General features: G+C 65.3%; 9 protein-coding genes and 1 rRNA gene. 5 read left to right on the top strand and 5 right to left on the bottom strand.

Annotation, left to right across the window (positions count from 1 at the left end; genetic code table 11):
* Positions 1-6 precede the first annotated feature (6 nt).
* Together Harman_RS11405 and Harman_RS11400 are read left to right on the top strand one after the other, a co-directional pair.
* Positions 7-627 carry a twin-arginine translocation signal domain-containing protein gene (locus tag Harman_RS11405; RefSeq protein ID WP_137683921.1) on the top strand — a complete coding sequence of 207 codons (621 nt, stop codon included), beginning with the start codon at positions 7-9 and terminating at the stop codon, positions 625-627.
* Between the two features lie 134 nt (positions 628-761).
* Positions 762-1,202 (top strand): DUF302 domain-containing protein, encoded by a 441-nt coding sequence (locus Harman_RS11400; RefSeq protein ID WP_137683920.1) that lies wholly within the window; start codon positions 762-764, stop codon positions 1,200-1,202.
* Positions 1,203-1,392: 190 nt separating this feature from the next.
* Here the strand turns inward: Harman_RS11400 and rrf are convergent.
* Positions 1,393-1,515, bottom strand: a 5S ribosomal RNA gene (gene rrf / locus Harman_RS11395).
* 205 nt (positions 1,516-1,720) lie between these two features.
* On the opposite strand from rrf, the gene Harman_RS11390 reads away from it, so the two are divergent.
* Positions 1,721-2,944: an FAD-dependent oxidoreductase gene (locus Harman_RS11390; RefSeq protein WP_137683919.1), complete on the top strand. Its 1,224-nt coding sequence runs from the start codon at positions 1,721-1,723 to the stop codon at positions 2,942-2,944.
* 63 nt (positions 2,945-3,007) lie between these two features.
* Positions 3,008-3,859, top strand: coding sequence for a translation initiation factor eIF-2B (locus Harman_RS11385; protein WP_137683918.1), 852 nt, complete (start codon positions 3,008-3,010; stop codon positions 3,857-3,859).
* A gap of 6 nt (positions 3,860-3,865) precedes the next feature.
* Here Harman_RS11385 and malQ read toward each other — a convergent pair whose 3' ends face one another.
* Positions 3,866-5,356, bottom strand: a complete 1,491-nt coding sequence (gene malQ, locus Harman_RS11380) for a 4-alpha-glucanotransferase (RefSeq protein ID WP_137683917.1) — start codon at positions 5,354-5,356, stop codon at positions 3,866-3,868.
* Positions 5,357-5,539: 183 nt separating this feature from the next.
* Between malQ and Harman_RS11375 the strand changes: the two genes are divergently transcribed.
* Positions 5,540-6,595, top strand: a complete 1,056-nt coding sequence (locus tag Harman_RS11375; protein ID WP_137684051.1) for a glycosyltransferase family 4 protein — start codon at positions 5,540-5,542, stop codon at positions 6,593-6,595.
* 13 nt (positions 6,596-6,608) lie between these two features.
* Here Harman_RS11375 and Harman_RS11370 read toward each other — a convergent pair whose 3' ends face one another.
* The 3 genes from Harman_RS11370 to Harman_RS11360 all read right to left on the bottom strand — a co-directional run bounded on the left by Harman_RS11370 (position 6,609) and on the right by Harman_RS11360 (position 12,599).
* Positions 6,609-6,938 carry a DUF7510 family protein gene (locus Harman_RS11370; RefSeq protein WP_137684050.1) on the bottom strand — a complete coding sequence of 110 codons (330 nt, stop codon included), beginning with the start codon at positions 6,936-6,938 and terminating at the stop codon, positions 6,609-6,611.
* A 129-nt stretch (positions 6,939-7,067) separates the two neighbouring features.
* Positions 7,068-8,012 carry a sugar phosphate nucleotidyltransferase gene (locus tag Harman_RS11365; protein ID WP_137683916.1) on the bottom strand — a complete coding sequence of 315 codons (945 nt, stop codon included), beginning with the start codon at positions 8,010-8,012 and terminating at the stop codon, positions 7,068-7,070.
* Between the two features lie 51 nt (positions 8,013-8,063).
* Positions 8,064-12,599 carry a glycoside hydrolase family 15 protein gene (locus tag Harman_RS11360; RefSeq protein ID WP_137683915.1) on the bottom strand — a complete coding sequence of 1,512 codons (4,536 nt, stop codon included), beginning with the start codon at positions 12,597-12,599 and terminating at the stop codon, positions 8,064-8,066.
* Between the last annotated feature and the right edge of the window lie 58 nt (positions 12,600-12,657).

The raw sequence follows: 12,657 nt of genomic DNA, 5'->3' as shown, positions 1-12,657 counted from the left end.
ACCCGGATGAAACCGACGCAGTCGATGACGAGCGACGACGGTCCAGAATCGACACCCAGCACACGGCGACGGTTCCTCAAGGGGACACTCGGTGCAGCGGCGACCGTGGCGGCGGTCCCGAGCCTGAGCGGTATCGCGGCGGCCCATTTCCCAACCGAGCTATCGATCGATATTCAGCCCGAGAACGCGGAGAACTTCATCGATCTTGGCGACCACGACACCGTCACGGTCGCTGTCCAGCAGTCCGAGTTCGTCGACGGTGACGGTGAGAGTGAGACGTTCGACCCGACAGAGCGGGATGTTCGCTATCGTTTCGGATCACGCCTTGCACTAGAAGATGGCGGGGGCGCGCGACCCGTCGACGACGGCGAGGTCAGACAGCCCGAAGACGATAGCGAGGGCGGCCAAGAGTCGCTGGTGCTCACGTTCCCGGTCGACGAGACGGGTCTTGACGGCGGGGAAGAGACGGCGTGGCTCTACTGGGAGCGAGACGAGTCCGGCGACCACGGCTACGCCGGTTTCGACTCCGTCCGCGTGTATGGGAACGACCTCTCGGGCCGCACGCTGATCGAGCAGTTACAACAGGTACTAGAGGGTGACACAGCGAACGGGTCTGGGTCGGACTGACCGGGTTCGAAACCGATACGAACCGGGTCCCGCGAACCCCTCGTTTTTCCATGGTCCCCAAACTGACAGCGGAAACCGACCGCCGAGAGTCCATGCACGAAACGGACTTCTGTCGGTCACCCCTCTGTGTGAGTATGACGTTGCCTATCGATCCAAGCGAAGTCGACCCCGAGGACATCGGCGAGAAGCGCGCGACTCTAGAAATGTCCCACGAGGACGCCATCGAACACGTCCGCGAGGCTTTCGCCGAGGCAGGGTTTGGCTTCCCGTCGGAGTTCTCGCCGTCGACCCTGCTCAACGAGAAAGTCGATGCGGAGCGGGACCCGTACTACGTCCTGGGGGCGTGCAATCCGGCTATCGCGGACGAGGTGCTGGACCACTCGGAGCACCGCATCGGCGCGCTGTTTCCCTGTAACGTCGTCATCTGGGAGGAATCGCCGGGCGTCCAGACGGTGTATCACGTCAGCATCATGCGTATCGCGCGGCTGACCGGACTTGCCCCCGACAACGAGGCGATGGCCGATGTCGTCGAGCGGACCGGCGAGATGGTCGAGGAAGCGTACGCGAACCTGTAAACCGCCTCGGCCGACTCCGCCTGTAGAAGTCCGTCCTGTCCACCCATCGGTCGTCTCAAGACCAGTCCCGGTCTGACTGTCGCGTTCAAACGAAGCGTGGACAGAGACGAACGAGTCCGTCATGGTCGAGACGGATGCCACGCAGGACAGCACATCCGCGTCGCTCGATGGATTATATACGAGATGAATGGTGTGGCGGCGAACCGGATTTCCCAGAGGCTCGCGCACTCCAGTACTCCCCGGAACGCTGGTGGGCTTATCTTCCGTGTTCGGGATGGGTACGGGAGGCAACCCCACCGCTGTGGCCGCCTATACAGTGTCCAATGCGGTCACGAATATAAGTGTAGCTACTTGGGGACGCGGCCGAGCGAACAGAAATCGGGTTACACTCGGTGGCCGTGTCCCCGTTCGTCTGTCTCGAACCGTCGACACGCAGTCGCCTTTCGACAGCACGGGAATGGCGTCGTCAACACCCCTAGCACCGGTAGAATATTACGTCATTTCGCCTAACAGTTGGTATGACTATTGAAACGGATGTCCTCGTCGTCGGTGGTGGCGCGACCGGGGCCGGCGTCGCCCGTGATCTCGCGCTCCGCGGTGTCGACGTGACACTGGTTGAACGCGGCGGGCTGACAAGCGGTACCTCCGGTCGCTCGCACGGACTGCTCCACAGCGGGGCCCGCTACGCCGAGGCTGACCGAGTCGGTGCCGAGGAGTGCATCGCCGAGAACCGGATACTCAAGGAGATCGCCGGCGCCTGCATCCGCGATACCGGCGGGCTGTTCGTCCAGCTTTCTGCGGACGACCCCGAGTATTTCGAGGCCAAACGGGCGGCCTGCGAAGACGTGGGTATCCCCGTCGAGACGCTGGACGCTGAGGAAGCACGCCAGCGAGTTCCCGAACTCGCCGCAGATACCGAGCGCGCGTTCGAGGTTCCCGATGCCGTCATCTACCCGTCGCGGCTCGTCGCCGCGAACGCCGCCGACGCCCGCGACCACGGGGCGACGATACACCCACACGCGCCCGTCGAGGACGTGATTGTCGACGATGGAGCGGTGACCGGTGTCCAAGTCGGCGGCGCGGTCGACGACACCATCAAGGCTGACTACGTCGTCAACGCGACGGGGGCATGGGCGGGCGAGTTCGCTTCGATGGCCGGCCTCGACGTGGAGATGCGACCGACGCGGGGCGTGATGGTCTCTGTCGAGTACGACGACCTCGGGCCGGTACTCAACCGCTGTCGGGACCCCGACGACGGCGACATAGTCGTACCACACGAAAGCGAGGCCGTCCTCGGAACAACGAGCGTGCCCGTCCGCGACCCCGACGACTACGAGACAGAACAGTGGGAAGTCGAGGAGAGCATCGCGGAATGTGCAGCGATGCTGCCCCCGGTCGCGGACGCGTCGGAGGTCCGGACCTGGTGGGGCGTCCGGCCGCTGTACGCACCAGACGAGGACGAGCGCGGCGGCCGTGGCATCTCACGTGGGTTCTTCCTGCTGGACCACGCCGACGACGGCATCGACAACATGGCGAGCATCGTCGGCGGCAAGCTAACCACCTACCGGCAGATGGCCGAGGCGACGACCGACCTCGTCTGTGACACCCTCGGCGTCGACGGCGACTGTCGGACCGCGGACCAGACACTCGCCTCTGTCGACGACCCGGAACAGCTAGATTCGCTCGTCGCCGAGTTCGACGGCCAGGGGCCGACTGACCAAGACGTGGTCGGAGCCGAGTGAGTCCAGACGAGTGGAGCGGATATCGGCTGTACCGTTATAAGGGAGGCGGCCACAGGTATCTGCATGATAAACGAGACGGTTCGGCAGATCGAGGAGATGGAGACACAGAGCTCCTCGATTGCCGCCGTGAAGGCCGCCAAGGCGCTCCGCGAACTGACAGACCGCGAGTGCCACACGGTCGAGGACTTCCTCCGCGTGGTCGAACGCAACAGCAGCGCACTCCAGCGGGCGAACCGCTCGCATGCGCCGCTGTACACGACACAGCAACGTATCGTCACGGACCTGAAAGACGCTGAGCCGGAGTCCGTCTCGGAAGCCAAGGAGCAACTGCTCGCCGCAATTGACGAGGTCGTCACGGAGATCGAGACTAGCAAGGACCGCGCCGCGGAGCAGGCGGCGACGCTCATCGAGGACGGCGACGTGCTGGTGACACACGAGAACTCATCGACAGTGATGGCGACGCTGATGGCGGCGCTTGACGACGGCAAGGAGTTCCAGCTTTACGCCAGAGAGTCCCGGCCACATTTCCTGGGCCGTCGAACCGCCCGCCAGCTGGCCGACCGGGACGGGGCCGACGTGACGCTCATCGTCGACGGCGCGGCGGGCCACTACCTCGCGGAGGCCGACCGCGTCTTCGTCGGCATGAACTGCCTCATCGAAGACGAGGTGTACAACCGCATCGGGACGTTGCCACTGGCCGCGACGGCCAACGAGATGGACGTTCCCGTGACCGTCGTCGGGACCTCGTCGAAGTTCATCGGCAGCGGCTTCACCTTCACGAACACGTTCCGGCCGGGCTCTGACGTGATGCTCGAACCGCCGGAGGGGTTCGACATCGGCAACCCGGGCTACGACGCGACGCCGACCCGCCTGCTCGATACGGTCGTTACGGAAGACGGCATTCTGGAGTTCTGAGCGGGGTTAGCGGATTGTTCTGTCGGTGACCTGTCGGAGTCGCTCGGCAACGTCGGGGTCGAGGCCGTCCTCGGTCACCCGCCACTGCCAGTTCCCGGTCGCCGTCCCGGGGACGTTGAACCGGGCGTCGCTGTCGAGGCCGAGCAGGTCCTGCATGGTCGTCATCGCGACGACCGCGTTGGAGTTCCAGACGGCTTCGATGAGGTCCCAGTTGATCTCGTTCCCGTCAGTGCCGAGGTTGTAGTGGAGGCAATCGCGCTGCCGATCCGAGAGGTCGCGATAGTATCCCACGATGGTGTCCGTGTCGTGCGTTGAGGTGTAGCCCACCGACGGCTCCGGATAGTGCATCGGCTGGTACATGTGGCCCTCTTCACACCAGTCGGCGTACTGCGGGACGCGCATGCCGGGGAACCCGAACCGGTCCCGCAGCGTGACGATTCCCTCGTCGAGAAAGCCCAGGTCCTCGACAAAAAACGGCAGGTCGCCGAGCCGGTCTTCGACCGTCTCGAAGAAGTCCGCGCCGGGGCCGGCGCGCCACTGTCCGGCGGCCGGATCGTCCGCCTCGGCCGGGATCGACCAGAACTCGTCGAAGGCCTTGAAGTGATCGAGACGGGCGATGTCGACGAGGTCAAACAGCCGCTCGAAGCGGTCGAGCCACCAGCCGTAGTCGGTCTCTCGCAGGGTCTCCCAGTCATAGACCGGATTCCCCCAGCGCTGGCCGTCGTCGCCGGGATTTGGCGGGACGCCGGCCACCTCCGCGGGGTTGTGCTCGTCGTCGAGACGGAACACTTCGGGATACGCCCAGACATCAGCCGAGTCGAGGCCGACGTAGATGGGGAGGTCGCCGACGAGGCCGATCCCCCGCTCGGACGCGTACTCGGCCAGTTCCTGCCACTGGGTGTCGAAGCACCACTGGACGAACTTGTGATAGCGGATGTCCGCGGCCAGTTCGTCCCGGTATCGCTCCATGGCTGCTGGCTCGCGCGTTCTGATGTCGTCGGGCCAGTCCATCCAGCCCGCGCCGTCGAACTCGGATTTCAGCGCCGTAAACAGCGCGTAGTCGTCCAGCCACCCCGATTCGCGCTCGCAGAACTCGGCGAACGACTGCTGGTCGGCCTCGTCCGCGCTGTCGTCGAAGGTCGCGAACGCGTCCCGGAGCCGACCCGTCTTGAACTCGGTCACGCGGTCGTACTTGACGTGCTGGTCCGAGAGGTCCTCGGGCGGGTCGATATCGTCTTCGGTGAGATAGCCCCGCTCAACGAGGTCGCGGAGGTCAATGAGCAAGGGGTTCCCGGCGAAGGCGGACGACGACTGGTACGGAGAGTTGCCGTGGACACTCGCCGTGGGACCGAGCGGACAGAACTGCCACAGTGACTGGTCAGCCCGGTCAAGGAAGTCGACAAACGCCCGCGCGCCGGCACCGAGGTCACCGATGCCGTGTGGCCCCGGGAGCGACGTCTGGTGGAGAAACACGCCACTCTGCCGTTCGAATTGCATACGCACCTGTTGCCCTGACAGGCATTTCAATGGGAAGGGTCTTTCCCTGAACGGCCGGTCTGTGAACAACCGTAATGAGGTGGATTCACCGTCGACGAACGTGCCCGCAGACTACTGCGAGGGCGCACGCAAACCTATATATTGTATCCATTTGATGCTCTGATGAGTGAGCCAGTACCAGAGATGCCACCAAACGTGCTGATGCTTGGCTGGGGGTTCCCACCCAACATCACCGGCGGGCTTGATACCGCTATCGGGGAGCTGTTCGAGCAGCTCGAACCGAGAGACGACATCGAGTTTGAGCTGGTGTTACCCGCGGAGTACGCGCCGCCGGACCGCGACGGCATCCACGGCGTCCCGACGGGCAGTGGCGACATCATCACGCGCATCGGCCGCCTGGCCGGAGAGTTCGCCGACGAGGCGGCCAGCGCCGACATCATCCACACGAACGACTGGTTCGGCTACAACCCCGGTTCGCGGGCCAAGTCGTCCCACGATGTCGAGTGGATCTCGACGTTTCACTCGCTGTCGGCGGACCGGAACGTGAACCCACCACAGCGGGAGGTCGAAACCGAACAGCGGGTCGCCAACCGCTCTGACCACATCGTCGCAGTGAGCAATTTCACGCAGCGACGGATCCGCGAGCAGTACGACGCCGACTCGACGGTCATCTACAACGGGTTCTCGTCGGTGGAGCCGACGGGCCGGGACATCAAGGCCGAACTCGGTATCGACGGGAAGATGCTGTTTTTCGTCGGCCGACACACCGACCAGAAGGGGCTCTCGTATCTCCTGTACGCGCTCTCGAAGCTCGACCGGGACAACGTCAGCCTGGTGCTTGGTGGCTCGGGCCACCTCACCGAACAGCTCGAACGGTTCGCGGAGTTGCTGGGAATTGAGGACCGAGTCTACTTCCCAGGGTATCTCCCCCAGTCGGAGCTCGGGGACTACTACAACAGCGCGGACCTGTTCGTCTCGCCGTCGCTTGCGGAGCCCTTTGGCATCACAATCGTCGAAGCGCTGTCGGTCGGCACGCGCGTCGTCGCCTGTGAGAGCGGGGCCGCGGAGCTGCTCGACGAGAACTGCGTCATCGAAGTCGAACCCGACTCGGACTCGATTGCGGAGGGCATCGAACACGCACTGTCGCTGTCGACGCCAATCGAGTACGAGGTCCGCACCTGGGAGGAAGTCGCCGACGAACACGTCGAGTTCTACCACGAGGTCTTAGACGAGGCCTGACCGGCGGCCGCGCCTACCGGAGAAAGCGAACGTCCGTGACCGGCTCCGGGTGAACGATGAGGTAGCCGTCGGCGGTCGGTTCCAGCCCCGTCACCGACGTGGTGTCGGTCCGGGTCCGGTACGGGCTGTCGGCGGTCCCGTCGGCCGACTGGTAGGGGCTGTCGTAGGGCGTCTGCCTGTCCTCCGGCGGCCGGTCGAAGTCCTCCGGCGGCAGGTATATTTTCTCACCCGATTTCGAGCGGACGATGACGGCCGTATCGCGGTCGCCCGAGACATCGATCCTGGTCCGGCCGTCCTCGATTGTCATCTCGAAGGTGACCGGGTCGGACTCTGATTGGCCCATGTTATCAGATGACTTGCTCATGGCGAGTAGACGGCGCTGTGTCACTTAGTCCTTCGCAAGCGGTCCGGTGGCCGGCCACAGGTCGCGGCAAATCCCATGCCCGAGCAGCGGGTCGACGTGGACGGATCATCAGCGGTTGATGATGAGCGACCCGGCCATGTCGAACCCATCGACGGCCACGTCCTCGCCGAGAATCGTTTCGTCGAGGTCGCAGTCGTTGACCTCGGCGTCCGGGAAGACGATGGTCCGGTCGAGGCTGCTGTCGGTTACTTCCGCACCGGCCATCACGTGGACGGTCTCACCGATTTCGGCGTTCTCGACGGTCGCGTCCGGGTGAATGAGCGATCCGCCGTCGAGCTTCCACTCGACCGCTTCGAAGTACGACGCCGGCGTCCCGATATCGAACCAGATATCGTCGAAGGTGTACGCGTACACTGGTTCCTGCTGTTGCAGCCAGTCGATGTACCAGCCCGGTTCGTCGGGGTTGTTGTCGCCCGAGAGGTACTCCTCGAAGCGAAGCGAGTCGGCCGGGAAGGCGTAGCAGGCGATGGAAACGAGCGTACTCTTGGGGTTGTCGGGCTTTTCCTGGAAGTCCACGACGCGCTCGCCGTCGAGTTCGACGAGGCCGTAGGACTTGGCTTTCTCCCGGGAGCCCACGTCGTAGGCAGCGAGTGCCGCCCCGTCACGCTCCTCGAAGAAGTCGAGGAACGCCGAGGGGTCGAAGCCGATGAGGTTGTCGCCCCCGATGATGAACAGGTCATCGTCGATACCCTCGCGGTCGATGAGTTGCGCGAGCGCGCCGACGACCCCGAACTTCTCGTCTTCGTCCGCCGTGCTCTCGACTGAGAGCTGGACCGACTCGTAGCCCATCTCGTCGATGTGGGCCTCGAAGTCCGCGGCGAAGGCCTCATTGGTACTCAGATAGGTCGTCCCGACTCGGTCATCCTCCTCAAGCGACTGGAGAACCCCGTCGATGACAGTCGTCTCGCCGACCGGCAGCAGCATCTTCGGCCGTCGGCGCGTGATCGGCCACAGTCGTGTCGCGTAGCCGCCGGCTAGCACTATTGCGTCCATATCTCACCAGACAGACCCGAATTATAAAGTGGTACTCAAATATAAGAGATGCTACAGGTTGAGCTGCCAGACGGTCGTCCCGGCGGAGACCAGGTCCTCGTCGTCTGCAGCGGCAACGATTACCTGATTTTCACCGGGGTCGACATCGACCGTGACCTCGAACTCCCGGTCGTCAACGGTGATGGATGTGATATCGGCGGGCGTCTTGACGACGACGCGGACGCCGGTCGTCTCGCCGGAGACGACGAGTTCGTTCCCGCGGAACTGCGTGTCCACGCGCAGCGCCGGACTGCGGTCCGGCGTGTGGGCCTTGCGTTCGCGATAGCGCTCGTCGACGAACGCCGGCGTCTCGACCGGTTCGCCGGCGCTGATGCCGTGGGCCAGCCGCACGTACTGGGCCATCGACCACGCCAGCGGCGTCGCCGAGCCGGTCCCTTCGGCGAACTCCCAGTCGTAATCGGTCGCGTGCCCGCGGTCCCAGATCTGCTCGGCGATCATCCGCCCCGAGTTCGCCACGTCCTCCATCATCCGGAGGCAGTTCTCGGGCGCGATGTCCGGGTCGTCGCGGTGGAGTTCGTACTCGCCGCGCTCGCCGGTGAGCAGCGGCCAGAGGCGACCCTTCCCCTTGTGCTCGACCGACCACGGCGCGCCCTGGTCGCCCCGGCCGCGTTCGCCGTAGCCGTCGCCGTTGTACCGGTAGAACCCGGGTGCGTACTCCGTGTCGACGCTGATCGTGTCGTCGACCTCGACGAGCGAGTTCCGGATGATCTCGTCGTCGGCGGGCTTGATGCCCAGTCGGACGAGTTCGAGGAAGCCGCCGTCGATGATGTTGCGCTCGTCGAGCGTCGGGCCGTCGTTGGCGAGCGTCCGGAGATGCCCAGCCTCTGGGTTGCCATCGAGCGTTACCCGGGTGTAGTAGGGCGTGTGAGTGTGGCGCTCGGTCCCGGTCTCGGTCGCAGTCCAAGCCGCGACGTTGTTCGCCCAGTGGTCCGCAAGCGCGAGCCAGATCAGCGCGTCAGCCTCGTGGCCGGTGTCGAGCGCGATCTTGGCCGCACAGGCGAGGCCGGCGATCTCGGTCGCAATCGAGGACGGCGAGAAGCCGGCTTCCTCCTCCCAGCGCTCCTGGGCGGTCTCGGGGCCGTGGCGGACGACGTACTCGGCGGACCGCCGGACGTTCTCGTAGCTGTAGTCGACATCGTCGAAGTCGACGCCGTTCTCGGCGAGGCGATAGGCCATCACCTGCGGGAACGAGATGTTGTCCATCTGCTCGCCGCCCCAGCGGGTCGTCCCGTTGACGTAGGTGTTCTGCGGGATGAAGCCGGCGTCGTCCTGCTGGTACTCGTAGATGTACTCCAGCTGGTCGGCCGCGATGTCAAGCGACCCGATGGCGTCGAAGACGCTGAACACCTGATAGAGGTCACGGGACCAGACGAAGTTGTAGCCGTAGCCTTTGGGTTCCTCGGCGTGGACGGCTTCGCCCCACGGCACGGACGGCGAGGCGATGGATGCGCCGTGGTAGGTCTTGTCCTCGACCGCCAGCAGCGTCATCAGCGCGGTCCGGTACTGGTTCGCCAGGTCCGCGTCGTCGGCGACCGACTCCGGGAGTTGCTTGTCCGAAAGGAACTCAGCCCAGCTATCGGCGTACTCGGCGCTGACCGTCTCGTAGCCGCGGTCGAGCGCCCCGTCGGCTTCGCCCAGCGCGGCAGCGGTGTCAGCTTGCCGCGCGAAGCCGAGCGCGACCGTGTCGCTGACTCTGGTTCCCGAGTCCAGCCGGCCGATGAGGACGAGGTTCGTCCCGTCGATGTCTTCGAGTGGGTCCGGGAGGTCGCCGTCGGAGTACAGCCCGTCGAGGCGGTCGCTGCCGGCCGCGCCGACAGTGGCCCAGTCGAAGCGCCCGGCCGCGGCCATCGCCACGGCGATGGAGTAGGCGTCGCCGTTCTCGTCGACGAGCAGGTCGTTGTCCGTCTGGTCGGTGTAGGCGTGGGGGTTCCGGCCGACGAGGTGGTAGCTCCCGGGCTGGCCGTATCTGATGGCGCGGTCCTCGGTGACCGTACTGGTGAGCGCGATGTCGGCGACCGAGAACACGTCGTAGGACTTGCCGTCGTCGGCGCTGAAGGACACATCGGCGACGATGGCGTCGTGTTCGGGGTCGGTCGCGTAGTCGACGGTCAGCGTCCACTCGTGGCCCCGGCCGTCCCCGGTTTCGGTGAAGACGTGCCGATAGAGCAACGCCTCGTCGTCGACCGGCTCGACGCGACGCCTGACGGTGTCGTCGGTCCGGCGGTTCTCCCGGTGGGTCCGGACGGCGTAGTCCGTCTCGTCCGTACACCGGACCAGGAAATCGAGCGTCCGCAGGTTCATCAGGTCGACCTGCGGGTAGCGGGCCTCCGTCAGCGCGCCCTCGGTGAGCGTAAACCAGACGCGTGAAGGGTCCGGCTCGTCGTGGTCGGCGACGGTGCCGACGCCGTACTTCTCTCCGGTCGTCCAGGTCGGGCGCTCGCTCGGCCCCTCGGTGCTGGCCGAGGTCGTTGGGAGCGCGTTCAACTCTCCCAGGCGCGCGGTCGCGTGAAGCCGCAGCGCGTGCGACCAGCCAAGCGGCGTCGCGCTGTCGAGGTCGCCATCGTCGAAGGCCTGTTCGGCGAGGTAGCCGGCATCGGTCGCCAGCGGGCCGTCGTCGGCGAGCAGTTCGTACAGGTCGCTTGCTCGGTCGAGGTAGGCGTCGCCGCTCCCGTCGCGGTCGTTCAGCATGTCGCCGACGCGGGCAGCGGCGAGGGCTCCCATCCCCGTCGTGACGGTCCAGATCTTCTCGCTGTCCTGATGGCCGGTCCGCCAGCGGTCGCCCTCGTAGCGGGCGAGGCCTGCGACCTGGCTCTCGGTCGGGTTCCGAAAGAGCGTATCGAGTGTCGTGCTCACGTGGTCGGCCAGGCGAGTGAGCTGTTGGTCGGGCAGTTCGGTCGTTTCAACGCTGTCGTACTCCTGCAGTGCGTCGGCGAGGTGGAGCGCCGCGGCGTCGATGCGGTGGTCGGGCGTCCCGTTTGTCAGCCCCATCACGTACACGCCGAGGTCCTCATCCCAGAGCGTATCGAGACCGTCAAGCAGCTGGTCGGCCGCTGCTAGGCTCCGCTCGCGGACCGCCTCGCCCATCGGGGCACGAGCCACCGCGGCGAAGGCCTCGATGAACGTCGCAGTAGTGTGCGTGAACTGGCCGATGGAGTCCTCCCAGACGTTCTGGCACGGTTCTGGCAGGTCGTTGGCCGCGATGTCTTCGATGAGCGTGTCGACGGCCGACTCGATAGTCTCTCGGACCGTCGCCGTCAGTTCGGTGTCTAACGCGCTGCGGTGTGTCCGCAGCATCGTCGCGAGGAAGGCCGTGACCGTCGCAGTCTGGTCGGCCTGATACTCCGGCGACTCGGCGTTGTGCTCGACTCTGGCGTTGGCCCAGCCCGGCGCGATGGCTCCGCTGTCGGCCCACACGCGGTGGGGCCACCGGCCGTCGGGAAGCTGGCTGTCACAGAGGAACTGCGCGCTCTCTGTCAGCATCTCCGCGGTGTCGATGTCGAGCCGGTCACCGGCTTCGAGCAGGTGCCGGGAGACCGAGGCGTCGTCGCGGAACCAGACGTAGCCGTAGCCGCCGGAGTTCGAGTAGAAGGGGTCAAACTCCGGGGCGGCGATCCGACCGCCGGTCGGTGAGGACAGCAAGTCAAGCACCCGCAGGTCCATCCGTATCGACTCCGAGCGCGGCACCGATTCGTCCACGTCGATACGCGTTCGTTCCCGACCGGCCTGCCGGAGGTCGTCGGCAGTCGTATGCGCCGTCACGCAGTCGGCGAGGTCGATGAGCGCCGTCTCACGGTCGACCTCGTTGTGGTTCGAGAGCTGGCTGACGAGCGTCGTGTCCTTGCTGCGCCCGGACCGGTCGAGCGGGGCGGTCACGAGGAAATCGCCGGTGAGCCGCGTCTGGTCGCGCCGTTCGACCGGTTCCGACCGCGGGAACGCGACCGGGCTGTCGTCGAGAATCTCCGCGAGGCGTTCGGGCCGCTGCCCGGCGACGGCGTCGAGGCCGGTCGAGGAGGCGAGGTAATCGTGCTCCCGGCGGTGGTACACCTCCAGAACACGCGAGCCGTCGGGTCCGGCGTCTTCGTGGATGAGCGAGCCGACGCCGCTGTCACTGCCTTCGGGGGCCAGCGTGACGAACGCCACGAGCTTGGCGTCCTGTGGCACAGCCCCACGCATCGCGACGTGTGTGACGTGTGCCCGCCCCAGCGTCAGGTCGTATTGGTGGACCGTGAACGACCCTGCATCGTATTCGGTCTCGACGAGTCGCGTCTCGCGGTAGTAGTGCTGTCTGATGGTCTCCAGGTCGCTGAACCACCGCGTCTCGTCCCCAGACATCACGCCGAGTCGGGAGCGGTCGATACCGGAGAGCCCGGAGAGCGAATCGGAGTAGTCCTTCAGTGTGCCGTCTTCGCCGACGTGTACGAGGCGGTCACCGTGCCCGGAGAAAGAGCCTGAAACAGTCCGTCGTTCCTCTGGAAAGCGCTCGTGGCGAGTCCGCTTGTACTCGTTGAGCGCTGTCGAAAGCCGCATACGTATCAAAGCAGACCAATCTCTATAAACTCCTGTGGTTCGTACAAATTAGTGATAT

Source organism: Haloarcula mannanilytica (assembly GCF_005406125.1).
Classification (GTDB): domain Archaea; phylum Halobacteriota; class Halobacteria; order Halobacteriales; family Haloarculaceae; genus Haloarcula; species Haloarcula mannanilytica.
The sequence above is the reverse complement of the archived record's forward strand: the minus strand, read 5'-3'. Positions and strand labels throughout refer to the sequence as shown.